This window comes from Neomelitea salexigens DSM 19753 (assembly GCF_000422345.1).
GTDB lineage: Bacteria > Pseudomonadota > Gammaproteobacteria > Pseudomonadales > Spongiibacteraceae > Spongiibacter > Spongiibacter marinus_A.
Window position 1 is genome coordinate 59,562 of record NZ_AULP01000003.1, and the last position, 18,514, is coordinate 78,075.

General features: G+C 55.7%; 16 protein-coding genes. 9 read left to right on the forward strand and 7 right to left on the reverse strand.

Annotated features, from left to right (window positions below; genetic code table 11):
- Positions 1-102: 102 nt before the first annotated feature.
- Entirely contained in the window at positions 103-684 is a 582-nt protein-coding gene (locus tag H573_RS18890; RefSeq protein WP_027873508.1) for a TetR/AcrR family transcriptional regulator, read from the reverse strand.
- A 121-nt stretch (positions 685-805) separates the two neighbouring features.
- Between H573_RS18890 and H573_RS0106215 the strand changes: the two genes are divergently transcribed.
- Positions 806-1,963, forward strand: a complete 1,158-nt coding sequence (locus tag H573_RS0106215) for an alkane 1-monooxygenase (RefSeq protein WP_036255969.1) — start codon at positions 806-808, stop codon at positions 1,961-1,963.
- Positions 1,964-2,013: 50 nt separating this feature from the next.
- Here H573_RS0106215 and H573_RS0106220 read toward each other — a convergent pair whose 3' ends face one another.
- Positions 2,014-3,513 carry a protein adenylyltransferase SelO gene (locus H573_RS0106220; RefSeq protein WP_027873510.1) on the reverse strand — a complete coding sequence of 500 codons (1,500 nt, stop codon included), beginning with the start codon at positions 3,511-3,513 and terminating at the stop codon, positions 2,014-2,016.
- 211 nt (positions 3,514-3,724) lie between these two features.
- Here H573_RS0106220 and plsB point away from each other — a divergent pair, with 211 nt between their 5' ends.
- From plsB to olsF, 5 genes are all read left to right on the forward strand, one after another.
- Positions 3,725-6,220, forward strand: a complete 2,496-nt coding sequence (gene plsB, locus H573_RS17255; RefSeq protein WP_051171054.1) for a glycerol-3-phosphate 1-O-acyltransferase PlsB — start codon at positions 3,725-3,727, stop codon at positions 6,218-6,220.
- A 102-nt stretch (positions 6,221-6,322) separates the two neighbouring features.
- A complete protein-coding gene (locus H573_RS18895; RefSeq protein WP_051171055.1) occupies positions 6,323-8,308 on the forward strand; it encodes a sensor histidine kinase in 1,986 nt (661 codons plus the stop codon).
- Positions 8,295-8,714 (forward strand): response regulator, encoded by a 420-nt coding sequence (locus H573_RS0106235; RefSeq protein ID WP_027873511.1) that lies wholly within the window; start codon positions 8,295-8,297, stop codon positions 8,712-8,714. The genes H573_RS18895 and H573_RS0106235 overlap by 14 nt, the downstream gene beginning before the upstream one ends.
- Before the next feature lie 99 nt (positions 8,715-8,813).
- Positions 8,814-9,623 (forward strand): UDP-2,3-diacylglucosamine diphosphatase, encoded by an 810-nt coding sequence (locus H573_RS0106240; protein WP_027873512.1) that lies wholly within the window; start codon positions 8,814-8,816, stop codon positions 9,621-9,623.
- Positions 9,624-9,640: 17 nt separating this feature from the next.
- Positions 9,641-11,347: a bifunctional ornithine lipid synthase OlsF gene (gene olsF, locus H573_RS0106245; protein ID WP_027873513.1), complete on the forward strand. Its 1,707-nt coding sequence runs from the start codon at positions 9,641-9,643 to the stop codon at positions 11,345-11,347.
- Between the two features lie 77 nt (positions 11,348-11,424).
- Here the strand turns inward: olsF and H573_RS0106250 are convergent, their stop codons facing one another.
- The 5 genes from H573_RS0106250 to H573_RS0106270 form a co-directional block, all read right to left on the reverse strand.
- Positions 11,425-12,174, reverse strand: coding sequence for an alpha/beta fold hydrolase (locus tag H573_RS0106250; RefSeq protein WP_027873514.1), 750 nt, complete (start codon positions 12,172-12,174; stop codon positions 11,425-11,427).
- On the reverse strand, positions 12,167-13,282 hold the full coding sequence (locus H573_RS0106255) for a DUF2817 domain-containing protein (protein ID WP_027873515.1): 1,116 nt from the start codon (positions 13,280-13,282) through the stop codon (positions 12,167-12,169). Before H573_RS0106255 ends, H573_RS0106250 begins: the two co-directional genes overlap by 8 nt.
- Complete coding sequence (locus tag H573_RS0106260; RefSeq protein ID WP_027873516.1) at positions 13,279-14,334, reverse strand: MJ1255/VC2487 family glycosyltransferase; 1,056 nt, start codon at positions 14,332-14,334, stop codon at positions 13,279-13,281. Before H573_RS0106260 ends, H573_RS0106255 begins: the two co-directional genes overlap by 4 nt.
- Before the next feature lie 31 nt (positions 14,335-14,365).
- Complete coding sequence (locus H573_RS0106265; protein WP_027873517.1) at positions 14,366-14,893, reverse strand: phosphatase PAP2 family protein; 528 nt, start codon at positions 14,891-14,893, stop codon at positions 14,366-14,368.
- Positions 14,894-14,971: 78 nt separating this feature from the next.
- Positions 14,972-15,586: a class I SAM-dependent methyltransferase gene (locus H573_RS0106270; RefSeq protein ID WP_027873518.1), complete on the reverse strand. Its 615-nt coding sequence runs from the start codon at positions 15,584-15,586 to the stop codon at positions 14,972-14,974.
- Between the two features lie 127 nt (positions 15,587-15,713).
- Between H573_RS0106270 and sthA the strand changes: the two genes are divergently transcribed.
- From sthA to H573_RS0106285, 3 genes are all read left to right on the forward strand, one after another.
- Positions 15,714-17,105, forward strand: coding sequence for a Si-specific NAD(P)(+) transhydrogenase (gene sthA, locus H573_RS0106275; RefSeq protein WP_027873519.1), 1,392 nt, complete (start codon positions 15,714-15,716; stop codon positions 17,103-17,105).
- Between the two features lie 158 nt (positions 17,106-17,263).
- Positions 17,264-17,458, forward strand: coding sequence for a hypothetical protein (locus H573_RS0106280; protein WP_027873520.1), 195 nt, complete (start codon positions 17,264-17,266; stop codon positions 17,456-17,458).
- Positions 17,459-17,656: 198 nt separating this feature from the next.
- Entirely contained in the window at positions 17,657-18,445 is a 789-nt protein-coding gene (locus H573_RS0106285; RefSeq protein ID WP_027873521.1) for a DUF3014 domain-containing protein, read from the forward strand.
- Positions 18,446-18,514 lie beyond the last annotated feature (69 nt).

Consider the following 18,514-nt stretch of genomic DNA (forward strand, 5'->3'; position numbering starts at 1 on the left):
GTGTCGGTCTTCCTTTGAGTTTGCGGCAAACTCATCTTGTCAGAGAGTTTACCTGATTGCCGTCCAAGACTATAGCTTCCAGTTATTCTTGCTAGGGCGCTTTTATGGAAGAAAATAGCTGCGAAACAACTGGTCGACGCCGTCGCCTTCTCCCCAAATAGCATCGGCGCTGCTAGCCAACGCCACGCGGGTTAGCTCGCCCATCACCAGGTGGGCGATAGCGGCTCGCAGCTCGGCCTTGGGCTTGCCCGAGGGATTTCCCGCCATTAATACGGTGGCAAAAATAATATCGATAAACTCGGTCATTTTGCCCGATACCGGATTGTCGGTGTCACTGCTCATCAGTGCGTGCAGCAGCACGCCGGCTACCCCCTGTTCTTCGGCCTCCAGGTCTCTCAGCACACGGATTATGGCCTGCATAGTCTGTGCATAGTCGCCGCCTTTGGCTCCAACTGCTTGAATGAGTCGCTCTCGCGCTTTTCCCAAAATATCGTCGGTCACCGCGGCAATCAGTGCTTGCTTGGAGGGAAAGTGGTGTAGCAGGGAGGGGCGCCGGATGCCGCAGCGTTTGGCGATGGCGTCCAGCGGCGCGGCGATACCCTGGGTGGAGAATTCAATGCGTGCGGCATTGAGGATTTTACTGCGGGTACTGGGAGCGTTGGGTTGTGTGCGAGGCCGCGCCATGATGAGTCCATAATCTTCAAAATAGTAGGATTAAGTCTACCAGATGTTGACACAGCATTGTTTCGCCAATAATATACAAATTAGTAGGTAAATAAATACAATAAGTAGATTAGGTGGTGAAATGGCTAGTGAGCTTGAAATCAATACGCCGTCGTCCGCAGCAAAGTGGGTCGATGGCAAACGGTATTTGTGGCTATTTGGTATGATCGTGCCGCTGTTTCCGTTAATGAGTGGCGGTATGGCCGCGCTGACCGGTTCGGAGTGGGGATGGTGGTTTGCGCCCTTGTTCCTGTACACGTTGATTCCGGCGCTGGACTACCTAATTGGTAACGATCCGCACAATCCCCCCGAGGAGGTGGTTGCGGAGTTGTCGCAAGACCGCTACTACCGCTACTGCGTGTACGCTTTCCTCCCCTTACAATTTGCCACCTTGTTCTGGGCAATGTCGGTGTTGGCCGGCGGCGAGCTGGGCTGGGTGGGAATCAGCGGGTTGTTGGTTTCGGTCGGCATTGTCAGCGGCGTAGCGTTCAATACTGCCCACGAGCTCGGTCACCAAAATAGCAAGGTTGAAAAATACCTGGGCATGTTGTCCCTGGCGCCGACTTTTTACGGCCACTTTTCCGTTGAGCATAATCGCGGTCACCACGTGCGGGTGGCAACGCCAGAGGATCCAGCCAGTGCCCGTTATGGAGAGAGTTTTTGGCAGTTTTTGCCGCGCACCATGATAGGCAGTCTCCGCAGTGCCTGGGCACTGGAGAAGAAGCGACTTGAGCGTCAGGGCAAGCCAGTGTGGCATTGGCAGAACCACAATCTTCAGGCCTGGTCGATGAGTGTGGTGCTGTACGCCATTATTGCTGCGGTCTTTGGCTGGGCGGTACTGCCATTTATGGCAGCCCAATCCCTCTATTCGATGACCCTGTTCGAAGTGATCAATTATCTGGAGCACTACGGCTTGTGCCGCAACAAGCTGCCCTCTGGGCGCTACGAGCGCTGCCAGCCCGAGCATTCGTGGAATAGCAATCACTTGGTGACGAACATTTTGCTGTATCAATTGCAGCGTCATTCTGACCACCACGCCAACCCCACGCGCAGTTATCAGGCCCTGCGTCACTACGAGGATGTTCCCCAGTTACCCAGCGGTTATGCGGGAATGGTGCCGCTGGCGTACTTCCCGCCGCTGTGGCGCTGGGTGATGGACCGCCGTGTGAAGGCGCACTACAACGGCGACTTGTCTCAGGCAAACGTTGCGCCGAAGGTTCGGGCAAAACTCGGCCTTTGATTGCCGGTCCGCACAGGCCCGCCTTCGCGGGCCTAATTACTGGGACAGCACTAGGTTCCGCAAAAGGTTGCCGTTACCCGGTTGTCGCCGGTAGCGGGCGCGGCAAACTCGGCTGCGTCGCACTGGTATTCAAAGGGTTCTTGCAAGCGCGTCTGTAGGGCAAAGAAAACACTCATATCGCCTTCGTAGGCCTTCTCTATGGCGCTTTCCACCAAGTGGTTTCGGGGAATAAATACCGGGTTGGCCTTTTGCATGGTGAGGTAGCGCTGCTCAGCTGGTGTGGCGTCGGCGTTGAAGCGCTGCTGCCAGCGTTCTAACCAAGGCGCGAAGGCATCCGGCAATTGGAAAAGCCCAATGATGGTGTCACCGGCCCTTTCGCAGTTGCCCAGTACCGCTGCGCGGTCATTCAGGCTGCGGAAACTCAGGGTGAAGTCGCTGTCATGCTCTTCCAGTAGCGCCAGTAAATCGCGATACAGGGCTTCGTCGTCATCGTTGATGTGGGAGAAGCCGAGTTTTTCGGCCATGCGCTGCCGATACGCTTGCAGGAAGGTTTCCGGGAAGGCGTTGAGGGCGTCCTGCGCGCGCTGCACGGCCGGCTTTAGGTCCGACTCGCCCGGCCGCTGCATCAACGTCAGCATGGCTTGGGCAAGTTGCACGAGATTCCACTGGGCGATGGCTGGCTGATTGCCGTAGGCGTATCGCCCTTGCTGGTCGATAGAGCTGAACACCGTGCCGGGGTGATAAGCCTCGATGAATGCGCAGGGACCGTAGTCGATGGTTTCCGCGCACAGCAACATATTGTCGGTGTTCATAACGCCGTGGATAAATCCCAGGGCTTGCCAGCGCGAGATAAGCCTTGCCTGGGCATTGAGAATAGCGCTAAACAGTGCCTCATAGGGCGATTCGCTGTGTTTGCACTCAGGGTAGTGGCGGTCAATAACGTAATCCACCAGTTGCTGCAGTAGTTCGGGGTCCTGCTGCGCTGCGACAAACTGAACCGTACCCACGCGCAGGTGGCTGCTGGCAACGCGGCATAGAATACCGCCGGGCAGAGGGCCGTGTTCGCGAAAGACCGAGTCGCCGGTAGCGATCGCGGCCAAGGCCCGCGTGCTGGGCACGCCCAAGCGGTGCATCGCTTCACTGAGCAGATATTCGCGAATAACCGGCCCCAGTGGTGAGCGGCCGTCGCCACCGCGAGAGTAGGGCGTGCGCCCGGATCCCTTCAATTGAATGTCTTTACGTTGGCCTTGGCGGTCGATGACTTCACCCAGCAGCAATGCGCGGCCGTCGCCAAGTTGCGGATTATAATTGCCAAACTGATGACCGGCGTATACGCAGGCAATGGGCTGGCTGCCAACGGCCAGCCCATTGCCCGACAGAACATCAATTCCTGCCGGCGAGGCCAGCCACTGACTGTCGATATTCAGCTCGTCGGCCAGCTCGGTGTTAATCAGCAGAGCTTGCGGCGCGGAGACCGGCTCTGCCTGCTGGCGATGAAAGAGACTGTCCGCCAGTGTTTGGTAGCTGTTATCGAAGGGAATTGGGCGCATGATGTTCGGGCTCTCGTCTGACCGTTGGCGGGTAACCATTGTACGTGGCGGAGGCTTTCGCTGCTCGTATTGGTGGATTTCTCCGGATCATGCGCGACCTCGGCGCATTAACGCGGTAAAATTACCATTTTCCAACATCTATTCGATAACCATAGTGACCGAGCACAGCTTCGACTGATGCTTGGCGATGCTTTCAGGAAGCCATAGACCCATGCCCTGGTTTACCAAACTGTTTTTTTTGCTGTGTCGATTCGTCTCGGCCCCCGTGTTTGCACTTGTACGACCGAATATTGTGCAGGTAGACGAGGGGCTGCGTGAGGCTATTGACGGTCGACCGGTGTGCTATGTGCTGCGCCAGCACAGCTGGACTGACCGGTTTTTACTCGAGCGGATTCTTAAAGCTGAGGGACTGCCGCTGCTGCGCGCCACGCCGGGCAAACTGCCCGGTAGCAGCCGCGCCGCGTGTCTGTACTTGCCGGTGTTACGCGGCGAGCGCGGCAATGACCGCGGTAAAGCGACCATGTCGGCGCTTATCGCGCGGCTTGGCGATGACACTGCCAGTGCCCTGGCTAAGGAAATGCAGATTGTACCGGTGTCGATGTTTTGGGGGCGCGACCCGGGCAGTGAAACATCATTTCTGAAACTGCTACTCGGCGATGGGGAACGCGGTGGGGCCTTTCGCAAGCTAATGGTGATTATTGCGCAGCGTAAGAATGTGATCTTGCACTTCGCCATGCCCATCAACTTTCAGACACTGGTTGCCCGCACCCAAGAGCCGGCGTCGGCGGCGGAGCTGCTGGCTCGCACCCTGAGCTTCTACTACAGCCGCCGAAAAACTGCTGCACTTGGTCCAAGCCTGCTGTCGCGTCCGGCGATTATTCGCTTGGTATTGCGCCGTCCTGAAGTTAAAGCCGCTATGGCGCAGCACCAGCAGGAAAAGCAGCTAACCGATGCGCAGGTGATGAAGCAGGCGCGAAAAATGGTCGACGAGGTTGCCGCAAACTTCGACTCTCGAATGCTGCGGGTGCTGGACCTGATTCTGAGCTGGGTGTTTCGCAAAATCTTCAGTGGTATTCGTCTACATCATATTGACCGCCTTAATCGCGCGGCCAACGACCGCCAGCTAATTTACATGCCCAGTCACCGCAGCCATCTGGACTATCTGCTCATTTCATACGGCCTATACACCCAGGGCTTGGTACCGCCCCATATTGCGGCGGGGGTAAACCTTAATTTCTGGCCCGTGGGTGGTTTGCTGCGTCGCGGGGGGGCCTTTTATATTCGCCGTAGTTTTGCCGGCCAGCAGCTGTACACAGCCGTTTTTCGCAACTATCTCGATGTGATTCTGGGGCGCGGCTACCCGGTGGAATTCTTTCCCGAAGGCGGCCGCTCGCGAACCGGGCGATTATTACCGCCGAAGAAAGGCATGCTGCGCATGACGGTGGAGAGCTTTTTGGCGCAACCTGCGCGCAAGGCTGCCTTGGTTCCGGTGTATGTCGGTTATGACAAATTGGTCGAGGGCGCGTCCTATGTGAAGGAGTTGCGCGGCGCAGCCAAGCAGAGTGAATCCGCCGGCGGCTTGTTGAAGGCTACGCGAATTTTCAAGTCATCTTATGGTAGCCCTCACGTCTCCTTCGGTGAGCCGATTAGCCTGGATGAGTGTTTGAGCCGGGTTGAGCCAGAGTGGCGCAGTAAGCTGCAGGCCGGGGATAAGAGTTTTATACCCGGTGTTGTCGACCACATCGCCCAGGAGAATATGGAGCGTATCAATGCCGCGGCAGTGATTAATCCAATAGGCTTGGTGGCCATGATCCTGCTGTCCAGTCCGCAACGTGCGATGGCTGAGGATGAACTGTTGGCGCAGATCGACCATTTTATCGCGCTACTGCAGCGCCTGCCTTACAGCGATGATGTGATCCTGCCAGAGGGGAGCGCCCGAGAAATCCTCGATGCGGCGGCGCGTACCGCGGGCCTGTCGCGCATAGATCATAGTTGGGGGCCAATTATCACCGCTACCGGCAAAGAGGCGGTGATGCTGACCTACTACCGCAACTCGGTCATGCACGTTTTGGCCACACCGAGTTTGATCGCGCGGTTTTTCCGCCACAGTGAGCGCGTGAATGAGGCCGAATTGAAAGAGTCTTGCGCGCAACTCCTGCCCTTCCTCAAGCGCGAGTTATTTTTGCGCGTTGACGAGCAGGAGGGCGAGGCGCTCGTTGAGTCTCATATCGATAATCTCGTTGCGCTTGGCTTGTTAGAGCGCTGTGATGAAGGCGTGTTATCACGGCCTGAAGTTGGCACAGAAGCCTATGCCGTGCTGACCGGGCTGGGGCGGATTCTGCGTGAAACCTTTGAGCGCTATACCATGACCAGCTTGCTCTTGGTGCATTCCCCCGGTGAGACGCCGTCGCCGCGCAGTGATATCGAGAGGACCATTATCGACATGGCGCAACGCCTGGCGATTGTCAGTGGCCGGGAAGCGCCGGAGTACTTCGATAAAAACCTGTTTAGGGTCTACCTAGATACCCTGATTTCGCAAGACTTACTGGCGCAGGACGAAGAGGGCGGAGAGCCGCGTATATGGTGCAATCCGCGGCTGGCGGTATTTAGTCAGCGCTGGGTTAGTCTCCTTGGACCGGATGTCCAGCAGAGTATGTTGCAGCTTATTCGGCGCCCCACTATGCCCAGTGCTGCAGAGGGTGAGTAAGGGTTAATACGCAAGCCGCGCCCACGGTGACTAGACTAGTATTATGTATCGGCGGCCTCCAGGGAGAGGGGGCGACTCTGCATGCCGGCTTTTAGAGGCTCGATGAAAAAGCAGCGATTCCTACATCTTGTCAAAGGTAGCTCTATTGCTCGGCGCGTCCTGCTGGTGTTGCTTGCTGCGGTCGTGCTCAGCAATACAGTGGTGATTTTCAGTACCGTTTCTACGCTCGAACAACAGCTGCTTGAGCGGCGTCAGCAGCAGTTGAGTACAGAGGCGGAGCGGTTGAGCGTGCAATTTGATGCCTACATTGGCGAATTGCTTCGCGATGTTGCTTTTCTGCGCCAAGCTCCCGCTGTTGGTGGCTTGCTGGAAAGCCGGGCTGTCGACGCAAATTCGGCGGCCTCGACGCACTGGCGCGATCATCTTCAACAAACATTTTTGCAAATGTTGGCCGCCAAACCCATGAGCGTGCAGATTCGACTTATCGACGCCAGCGGCCAAGAAGTGGTGCGTGTGGATCGCTATGGCAGCGGCGGGCAGGCGAGAGTTGTCGCTGACGCCGACTTGCAGGATAAGGCTCACCGGGATTATGTTCAGGCAGGTTTAGCCTTATCAGAGAATGTCGTCTGGTTGTCTGACATTGGCTTAAACCGTGAAAACCGCCAAATAATGCAGCCGCCCCATGCCGTTATTCGTGCGGTGACACCGGTCTACGATAGCCAGGGTCAGCGCCGTGGCGTGATTGTTGTGAATCACCGCCTTGAAGAAATGTTCTCGCGTCTCGGCGAGACGGCCCAGGATGAGTTAGCAAACTATATCGTTCGAAGCGACGGCGACTATTTACTTCACCCAGACCACAGTAAAACCTTTCGCTTTGAATACGGCGAGCGCAGCACCCTTGTCGATGATCTACCTGAGGCGGACCAGTTTCTCGCCGACCCAAATCGACGAGCTTGGCAAACACAAACAAACGTAGGCGATCAGCGTCGCCTTTTTGCACTTAAAAAACTGGGCTATCAATTTGGTAGCACGCGGCAGCAGCTAGCCGTTGTTGTGAGCTTGCCTTACCGGGATGCCATGGTCGTTAGTCGTGAGCTGTTAAAGAAACAAAGTGTGTTCGTGGTTACCACTTTGCTGGTGTTTCTTGTATTGGCCACCATCCTCGCGCAGAAAATTGTTGCGCCACTTCAGCACATGCGCGCAGTTATTCAACAAAAAGGCAGGGCGACGCGCGCTGAAGATTTGCCGGTAGATGCCTATACAGAAGTAGGGGCCTTGGCCCGAGAGTTCAGCACACTGCTCGACGAACTTACCACGCAGCAGCATGCCCTGGAAAATGAAGTGGCCCAGCGTAGAACGGCGCAAACGGAGCTTGAACAGAACCTGGGGCGAGTGGCCAGAGCCAACAAAGAGCTGGAACAGTTTGCCTACATTGCTTCTCATGACCTGCAGGAGCCGCTGCGTACGATTAAAAGTTTTGTCGGCTTGTTTGAGCAAAAAAATGCCGAAAATTTTGACGAGCAATCGCTGCAATTTTTAGCCTTTATCAACCAGTCAGCCTCGCGGATGGAGCAGTTGATTAACGGCCTGCTTGAATACAGCCGGCTGGGTCAAGACGCTCCCTGGGAGCCAGTGAATTGCCAGTCGCTGGTTGATGGAGTCTGCGACGACTTAGCCGTGCAGATTCGCGAGCGCGGTGCTAACGTCCGCTTCCGGGGCTTGCCGACGATTGTTGGGCATGCCGCCAGTTTACGTATGCTGTTTCAGAACCTGATTGGCAACGGTTTGAAGTACGTTAGGGGCGATGTGGTTCCCTGTGTTGAAATTACCGCCCAGGCCTGTGATGGCGGCTGGCGATTTTGTGTGAAAGATAACGGCATTGGTATTGACGAGGCCCATCGAGAGCGTGTGTTTCTGATTTTCCAGCGTTTGCACGGGCGGGAAGACTACCCTGGAACGGGGATCGGCTTGGCGCAGTGTAAGAAAATTGTCGAACAGCACGGTGGTAATATTTGGATTGAAAGCGCAAGGGATGGCGGTAGTTGCTTCTGTTTTACTCTGTGTGGAGAGCAGCATGGCAAAACTTAAAACAATCTTATTAGTGGATGACTGTCAGGCAACTAATTTCATTCATCGTCTTGTGATCGACAATTACGGTTGTGCTGAGACCGTGGTGGAGTGCCGCGATGGCGCGCAGGCGCTGGATTATCTGCGTAGCGGCGTTGACAAACACCCCCAGCCAGAGCTGATTTTGCTCGATATCAATATGCCGGTGATGAACGGTTGGGAATTCCTGGAGGCTTATGAAAACCTCCCGTCTACGCAGAAGGCCGGCGTCGTCGTTGTAATGCTGACGACGTCGCAGAACCCTGACGATCGGTCTAGAGCTGAAGAGAGAGGCCTGGTATCCGAGTTTACTCTGAAGCCGCTCGATGACGAGAAGCTCGAAGCTGTGCTAAAAAAATACTACCCATCTGCCGTTCGCTCCCACTAGATCTCCTCCCCGTTTGTCATAATTTTGTCGTTAAATTGTCCGAACGCTGTCATTTACGCGCCGTAGCATTGCCACAAATGCATAGCGGGAGCGCGACGCGTGACAGCGCAGACACATTACAAAACCATATGGCTATCTGATATTCATCTGGGCTTCAAAGACTGTCGCGCAGATTACCTGCTCGATTTCTTAAACCGAGTGAACTGTGAAACGATTTACTTGGTTGGTGATGTCGTCGATTTATGGGCGATGAAGCGCAGCCTGTATTGGCCTCCCAGCCACTATGACGTTCTCCGCACCTTGTTCCACAAAGCGAATGCTGGCACACGTGTTGTCTATATACCGGGCAACCACGATGAACCATTTCGGGACTATGTTGGGAATATTTTCGGCCCCATCGAAATTCGCAAAGAGGCCGTGTACACCACTGTGAAGGGGAAGCGTCTGCTGATGTTTCACGGTGATATTCTCGATGAGCATATGCAACTGCGAAAGTGGGAGAGCCTGATAGGCGACGCCGCCTACGATTTACTGTTGTTCCTCAATCGCTGGGCCAATTTTATCCGCCGCCGCTTTGGGCGCCACTATTGGTCGCTTGCCACGTATATCAAACAACGAATCCCCAATGCGCGCCAAGTGATCGATGTCTTCGAGCGTGCCGCTGTTAAGGAAGCGGAGAGGCGCGGTCTGGACGGTGTTATCTGCGGCCACATTCATCAGCCCGCGCTGAAGGAAATTGACGGTCTGCTGTACTGCAATGACGGCGACTGGATTGAGAATTGCACCTTGCTGTCGGAAAGCCATGAGGGCGAGCTTGAACTGCTTCAGTGGACCGAAACGCAGCAATTACTCGACAAGATCGGCGAACCGAAAAGCGCAGATGTACTGCCAATGCGACGCGCCAGTTAATCCAGAGGTACTGAATAATGATCTCCGTTGATGCTGTTATCAATGAGCGATTTCCGCGTATTGCCAGTGGCAATCCCCATATAAAACGCACGCTCACCACCTTGTTGCGATACCTGTTTCACGAGGCGGAGTTTAAGCAGTTCGAAAAGGACTACCCGCATTTACAGGGCATGGACTTTGTTGAGCAGGTGCTGGATTACTTTGATTTCGGCTATGCCGTTAGCGCGCTGGATAAGGAGCGTATTCCTGTGTCAGGCAGGGTGGTCATCATATCCAATCACCCCATTGGCAGCCTTGACGGTCTGGCGCTGTTGAAACTGGTATCGGAAGTGCGCGGCGATGTTAAGGTTGTTGCCAATGAATTGCTGTATGCCCTGAAGCCTCTGCGCTCAATGTTACTGCCCGTGGATAATATGAGCGGCAAACGCAATCGCAAGGAAAATCTCAAGGCGATTCATGAGCATATTGAAGGCGAGGGAGCGGTGATCATTTTCCCCGCTGGAGAGGTCTCGCGTTTTAGCCCCGCCGGTATTCGAGATGGCCGTTGGCGCAACGGTTTTTTAAAGTTTGCCGAGCGTGCCGAAGCGCCGATTCTGCCGGTGCATATTAGCGCTCGCAACTCGGTATTTTTCTACGCCCTGTCTCTGCTAGCCAAGCCGCTTTCTACACTGTGGTTGATCCGCGAAATGTTCAAGCAGAATAACCGCACAGTGAGAGTGAGCATTGGCGCGGCAGTCGAGCCCTCGGTATACCAGCAGCTGCCGCTCACCACCCCGGCAAAAGTCCATCTATTTAAAAAGCATTTATACAAACTGGGAAAGCGCAAACGCCGGGGTGAACCGTGTTTTATGCCTCACGCGCAACCGGTGGCACACCCCGAGGACCGTCAGGAACTGCGCAAGGCGATACGAAGCTGTGAGCGCCTGGGGAGCAGCCGTGACGGCATGGAGATCTACCGCTATCAGTACAGTGGTGACTGCACCATCATGCGCGAGATCGGCCGCCTGCGAGAAGTCAGTTTTCGCGCCGTTGGCGAAGGTACTGGGCACCGACGCGATGTCGATAGTTACGATGCTTACTACGACCACATTGTATTATGGGATGAAGAGCAGTTGGAGTTGGTCGGCGCGTATCGGCTGAAACAGGTTGCCACCTTAACGGACGAGCAAACCCTCTACAGCCAAACCCTGTTTGACTACAACGCGGACGCCGCCAGTGAGATTTTCGCCCGTGGCGTCGAGCTAGGGCGCTCCTTCGTTCAGCCCAAGTATTGGGGCCGCAATGCCTTGGATTATCTCTGGCAGGGAGTAGGCCAGTATTTGGCGAAGTACCCCGAGCTACGTTACCTGTTTGGCCCGGTCAGTTTGAGTGACGAGTTACCGAAGGCGGCGAAAGATGAGCTATTGTCTTTTTATCGCAGCCACTTCGCCGATGATCGACAGTGGGCGAGCGCCAAGATGCCGTATCGCAGCGAGCTAAACACGCAGGTGAGTTACGGCAAGGACTACAAGGAAGAATTCGTGCAGCTCAAGGCATCACTGGCCCAGCAGGGGTGTTCGGTGCCCACCCTCTACAAGCAATATACAGAGCTATGTGAGCCGGGTGGCGTGAGCTTTGCCGATTTTAATGTCGACCCGGATTTTGCCGACTGTATTGATGGCCTGGTACTCGTCGATATAGAGAAAATGAAACCCGCACGCCGCAAGCGCTACTTGGGCTACTGAGCGCGTTAAAAACAGCAAGGTAATGGCGAAGACCGCGCAGGCCAAACAGGCTTGCGCGGTTTTTTTAACTCTGTGGATTATTGCTGCGCGGCAAACTGCTGAATTACCCAGTCCGGTGCATCCAGGGGAAGGTCGTGTCCGGCGTTGGGGTGAACATCCAGCGAACAGTGAAAACGCTGAGCCAGTGCCTCGCTGCAGCGCCACGACACCATGCGGTCGCCGTGACTGGCAAGCAGGTGCAGGCGTTGATGCGGGGCCAGTTTCGCGGGTGCGCGGAAGCGCGAGGCGGCCCAGAGCTGTCGCAGTACATTACTTTTTTGGGCGGGGTGCTGCGCGCGCAATTGTTTGTGTCGATTCAATACCGACGCATCCTCGCTGTGTTGGTTGCTCACCATGTGCAGCGCCCAGCGTTCCTGACTGTCGATCGACGGCGCAAAAACACCGCGTACAAGCAGCGGCAGGGCGCGTGGCTGGATGCGCCACCAGAGCGGGCAATTTGCGCTACTGGAATTGATGAGTATGGCGCGATGCACACGCTGCGGTTCGTGGGCTAACCAGTCCAGCGCAACCATACCGCCAAGTGACAGCGCAACAATGCCGATGGCTTCGCCTTCGGGCAGAGTGAGTCGAGATTGCAGGTTCTGGCGGATTTGTCGGATCGACAGCGGCGATACGCCGCTGTGCTCTGTGCCAAACCCGGGCAGATCCAGGCTATGGCACTGCCAGGCCAAGGTATTCTGACACTGTTCGATAAACGGTTGCCAGTGGCCGGTCTCTCTGGCCAGGCCTCGCAAGAAGAGCCAGTGCTTTGGCGATGATTCAGTCATTGAGGTGCTGATACCAAAGGGTTTGTGCGATTTGCTGCATCTGCCGGTCTTGTTCGCCTTGGGTCAGCCACTCTGCGCTATTTCGGCAGGCGGCCAGCAGGAAGTCGATCAACAATAAGTGCCCCCGTAAGACGCGTGCATGGCGGTGCGGCACGGTCGGGTTAAATAGACCGGCGAAGCTAAACAGCTGGCGGGGGTGTTTTTTCACCCACAGCCAACTGCCCATTTCCAGGGTGAGTGGCAGCAGGCGGCAGCCGCGCTCGCGGCAACGCAGATAAAAGTAGTCCCACATGTCGCCATGGCTGAGGTAGTGCATCGCCTGCGGACCGAATACATAATTGTGGTGGGGAAAGTTGCGCTCCCATAGCAGCTTCAGCGACATATAGCTGCCAATATCATCGATGGGCTGTTTGCGGTAGGCGTGAGGAATCCAAATGTGGTCGCGAAAGCCGAAGCCTGAGTGAAAGTCTATCGCCATCATCATTTGGTCGCCGCCTCGGCTATGCCGGTCGATGATATCGCTCAGTGCTTGAAACTCCGGCTCTACCTGTTTCTCCCAGCGCCCGCGGTACCAGGGCAAATGGCGGGACAACCTTTGCCCGCCAACAAGAAAAGGAACCCGGTCCTCGGCGTCTATGGGGGCATGGCGGTTGAGATCAACCGCGTTGGCGTTGCAGCGGGCGTCGCGCAGCATCCCCGCGGGGTTGACGATAGGTACGGCGATGATGGCGATGTCTTCATCAAATTGCTGTCGCCAGTGAGTGTCCCAGCGGCAGCGTTCCAGGGCTGATTCCAACCAGGCAATCAATACCTGGCTGCCGATACGTTCTACTCCGTGCACACCTCCGGTCAGCAGCAAGCAACTCTTGGCGCGTTGTGGATCCCCCAGGGTTAGCGAAACGATGGGCAGCCGAAAATTATCAACATCAATTACCGCTTCGCAGCGGTTTTTTAGCAGCGGCCCGGCTTGGCGGCAGAGTTGCTCAACCGCCAACAGCTCAGACAGGCGCCGGTGCAGGGGGCCACGGCAGTCGTCCATCAATTCATGGAAATTGAGCGGGGGCGGCCCGACAAAATGTCTGTCGGATGGCGGACTGTCGTTATTCAAAGGGACAGATCGGCGGTCAGGACGTTGTTTTGCTCGTTCTGCCAGAGGGCATCCACGAGCGTCTGGCGATTGTGCCATTGCCCGGAAAGCAACCACTCGCAAATTGCGCCGGCGACGTCGGGGTAGTTTTGCGCGGCACTGGACTGAGGCTGTCGCAGCCAGTTCGCGATGTGCTCGCGATCAATGTCTGCCATGGTGTCGGCAAGTCTGAGTTGCCGCAGTGATGCCGCGTTGCCCAGTTGCTCTGACTGGCCGGCAACGGGCTTGGCCAATACCGGAATGCCCATGTGCAAGCATTCGCTAACCAGCTCAAAGCCGGCGTTGCAGATCACCCCGCGGGCACTGCACAGATTGTGCTTAAACCCGTGAAGGTTGGTTTTTCTGTGTGAAACGTTGCCGAGTTCAGCGTCAGAGAGCGTCGGTGCATATTGAATAAAATGTTGATCTTTGAAGCTTTGTAGCAACGCGGTGACGCGCTGCTGATCCTCGAAGGGAAGATAAACGAGGGTGTGCGACGCTGGTGCTAAACGTTTCTCGTCGGGGTTAATAATTGGCGGCACAATTGGGCCGCCAAAGTGATGCCAGTGCAGGCCGAGCCCCACTTTAACGGGAGCGAACAGCTTCATGATCAAGCGATTGCGGAAATCTACGCCGTCCTCGGGTACACCGGGGTGGCCAAATGCATACTGGTGGCCGACCCCTATTACGGTTTTCCCTTGCAGTCGGCCGGCCCAGGCGGTGACGGGTTCGAAGTCGGTAATCACAAGATCGTAGTCGCTGAGATCGAGCGAGCGCACATCTTTTATAAATTGCAGCGGCCGCGATTCACGCAGGGTTTGCAGGGTGCTTATCCGGCCATCCCGCGTTGCAAAGGTGAGGCCGTGGCGCAGCTGGAAGTCGCCGAACACGTCCATGTCGAAGTACTGTTCCGGCGAGCGACCGCTAAACAGAAATTGCACATCGACATTGCGAGCAGCGAAGTGCTTCGCCATCATGCGGGCGCGGGAGATGTGTCCGTTGCCTGTGCCCTGGACCCCATAGAGTAGTTTCATGGTAAAGCGCTTGTCTCTTTGATTGCTAAGATCAACCGATCACCAGGCTATGGGCAAGGTGCGCGAGGGCAATGCCAAGGCCAGCGCCGGCAAAGGTGTCAGTTGGGAAGTGCACGCCCAGTACCACTCGCGATGCGCCCACGGCCACCGCCCAAAGGAAGAGCACTGATGCCACAGCGCCAAAGCACAGCACGGCTAAGGTCGCGAGTAAGAAGGCGGCGGCGGTATGCCCGGAGGGAAAGCTAAACTCGTCCGAGGCAATGATGGCGGCATTGAATTGCGGGATCGCCGCAGGAGGCCGCTTGCGGCGACAGGTATTTTTCAACACCCAGTAGAGCGGTAGCCAAACCGCGAATCCTGTTGCTACGCTAGCAACAAATATCTCACTGCTGTGCACGCCCAGTGCATAGAGCGCGAGTGGCAGAAAGAGCTGGGTATAGCCATCGCCACTTTTTGATATGGCAAAGGCGAGCCGGCAGAGTTGCTGTTGGTGGCGAGTGTTAACGCAAGCGAGAAACATCCGCACATCGAACTGATTTATTGTCTGTATCAAGCGCATAGTTTAATCCTCTCGAATCAAACACTACCCCTGACAGCTTTCAGTTACGTGACAGCAATATTGCAGTATTGAGACAGTTCAGGCGTTCTCGATACGCAGCACATAGCCGCGGTGAGGTCGCGACGTATAGGCTCTGACGGGCACAAGCTCGGCATAGAAGTCCTCAATACAGGCCTCTGCCACTGCTAAAAAGGGTGGCCGGCCGGGGTCGGCAATGAGAATTCTGCCGCAACCGGCCTCAACAGCGCGGGCGATAAGTTGGTAAACCTCTTCAGCCATGTCGTCCCAAAAGCAAATATCGCTGGCGATCAAGGTATCGGCCGCCGCAAGCGCGTCGCCTGGAACGTCGGTAAAGCGCCAGACCTCGGTGTCGATAGTGAGGTCGTTAATATCGGCCTGCGCCTGAAGATAGGGGAATACCGCTGGGTCCGCGTCGCTGGCAGTCACCGCTGAATTAAAGCGCTTGCGGCAATACAGCCCCGCCAGCCCCCAGCCACAGCCGACATCGAGTACGGAGCGATTGGGCGGGAGAGGGTGCTGGCTCAGGTATTCCATCAATAAGAACGCCGCTCCCCAATTTTTACTGCCGTGCAAGCGGCTGTTGTTGCCGCGTTTGAGGCGGCGCATTGCTGGCGCGCTCGCCATCATATAGCGCAGGCCATAGTGTTCTCGTTGGTGGGAGGTTGTGGGCACGACTCGGTCTCTTGGGCTTGGGGACAGACCAAGGTCGAATCCCCTTTCTCTTGCGATGGCGGTAGTATACTGCCTGAACAGCTCCAAGTGGTTAACGCCCCGCGCAGCGGCGATAAGGAAGGGTAAATTGGCCAACTATGATTTTGATTTACTGGTAATTGGCAGCGGGCCTGCCGGCGAAAGCGCGGCATTGAACGCGGTCAAACATGGTCAAAGTGCTGCCGTTATCGAGGAGCAGTCACAGGTTGGGGGGGCTTGCACCCACCAGGGAACCATCCCTTCCAAGGCCCTGCGCCATATGGTGCGACAGGCGATCCGCTTTAATCGCATGCCCATTTTCCGGGAGATTGGCGACCCGCGAACGCTCACGTATCCGCGTTTACTCAGCCACGCTAATGAGGTGATTGCCCGCCAGGTGGCCATGCGCAGCCGCTTTTACTATCGCAATAATATTCGTGTGATTGCCGGCAGGGCGAGCTTCGTCGATGCGCATACATTGTCTGTGGAAGGTGAAGACGGCAAACAAGAACACTACAGCGCCGAGAACATTGTGATTGCAACCGGCTCGCGCCCCTACCGGCCCGCGAATATCGACTTCAGTCACCCGCGTGTATACGACAGCGACAGTATCCTGGCGATGACCAATACGCCCCGTAAAATTATTGTTTATGGCGCTGGCGTGATTGGTTGTGAGTACGCCTCAATCTTCTCTGGTATCGGGATTAAGGTAGAACTGGTGAATACCCGCGACCGCTTGTTGGAATTCCTCGACGATGAAATCTCCGATGCATTGAGTTATCACTTGCGCCACCTCGGCGTGATGATTCGCCACCGCGAGGTATATAGCGAGGTTGAGGTCAGTGATAAGGAAGTCGTCCTAAAAATGGAAAGTGGCAAGCGCCTTCACGCCGATGCCTTGCTGTGGTGTAACGGCCGCAGCGGCAACACCGACCGCCTGGGGCTAGAGGCCGTGGGCATAACGCCGGATCATCGCGGCCAGTTAAACGTGGACGAGCACTACCAGACGAGTGTAGAGAATATCTACGCCGCGGGTGATGTGATTGGCTGGCCTAGCCTGGCCAGCGCTGCCTACGACCAGGGGCGGGCTGCATCGGCATCGGCGCGCGGTAAGGAACAGTGCCGGTTTGTCGACGACGTACCCACAGGGATATACACCCTGCCGGAAATTAGTTCGGTGGGGCTGAATGAGCGCGAGCTCACCGAGCAACGCGTACCCTACGAAGTGGGTCGGGCATTTTTTAAAGACACCGCCCGAGGCCAGATCAGCGGGGAAACCGTTGGCATGTTGAAGCTGCTGTTTAATGTAGAAACCCTGGAGATTCTCGGGATTCACTGTTTTGGTGCTGAAGCCGCGGAAATTATTCATATCGGCCAGGCAATTATGAAACAGAAGAACGGTGGTAACAGCCTGCGTTATTTCCTGGGAACCACCTTTAACTACCCCACTATGGCCGAGGCTTACCGCACCGCGGCGCTGAATGGCCTAAATCGCCTCTAGGCTGCGCCTGCTCTGTGCTTGGCTGATATAAACCGAGACCAAAGTAGGGGTAAATTTTCATTGACAGGCTGCCGATCTCAGCATAAACAGTCAGCTGAACAACCGTGCTAATTGCCGATGGTTGCTTCCGTATTTAATCGTGCTGGAGTGAGCTTGATATGGCTAGAGAAATGGCAGTGTCAGAGAGTGTTGATGACTTCGATGACAACTTCTTTGACGATGGTGGTGCAAACTACGACGACGGCCCTGATATGGGGGGGCGAGATAATAGTATTCGCCGGCGTATAGAAGAGCGGCTCGAACGTAAAAGGCTAATGGAGGAGCTGGAACTGCTAGACGACCTCGACCTGTAGGCCTTCCATTCTTAACTGGCACCCGTCGGTGTTTTCGATGGGTGCCGGCGCATTATTTTCCCTCGAATATTCTTCCCCACAGTTGCCGCGGTTAGTCCGCGGGGCTACCATGGGCAAATGTCACGTTGCAGCGTCATTGGGCTGTCGCTGCGACAACGTTATTTCTTGCACAATCAAAAAACATAACAGGAAGCGTAAATGAACTGGAAATCCCTGTCTGCGATCGTGATCATTGCTGCTGTTGGTGCCTTCGTCTGGTTTGTAGTCGAGCGCTCAGCAAGCAGTGAATTCAACGAGCCTGAGGCCAGCTCGGAGGATTTGCAGGCCTCGATGCCGCCGAAAACATCAGCGATCAAAGAAACGCTGGCTGTCGAGCAGGAGCAAGACTATCAAGAGCAAGCGGCCGAGGCGCCGGAACCTCCGCGAGAAATAGATGGCAGTGATGACCAGGTGCGAGACGCTGCAACAGAACTGTCTCCGTCGCTGGGGCAGTGGCTGCAACCCCAGCACCAAATTCGCAAGTGGGTCGCTTTGGTTGATCAAATGGCGCGTTTTCGCCTGCCAAACAAACACCTGCCGATCAGTTACGACAAAGAGGCCTTTTTGGTCATTAAGACTGAAAAGGGCATGGCAAACGACCCCGGTAACTTCCGCCGCTGGGAACCGCTGGTAAATACTGTTACCGCTTTAGATCCGAAAAAAGTCGCGATCTACTATAAAAAATGGTCGCCTTTCCTAGAGTCGAGCTACAACGAATTAGGTAATCCACAGTCTTTTGATAATCAGCTGCGTACCACGATTGAGCACTTGCTGATTGTTGAGCCGATTCCCGCCGATGCGGAATTGCGCCGTCCAAAAGTGTTCTATGAATACGCTGACCCGGTTCTGGAAAATGCCGACCCGCTCAGTAAGTGGCTGTGGCGTTTGGGCCCAGATAATATGAAGTCATTGCAAGACTGGTTGCGCCAGCTACAAAGCTACTTGTAAGGCCTGCTTTCAGCCACCCGTTTGGAGGGTGGCTGAAGACCCTTCCCGCGCTACACTCGCCTCAAAGAT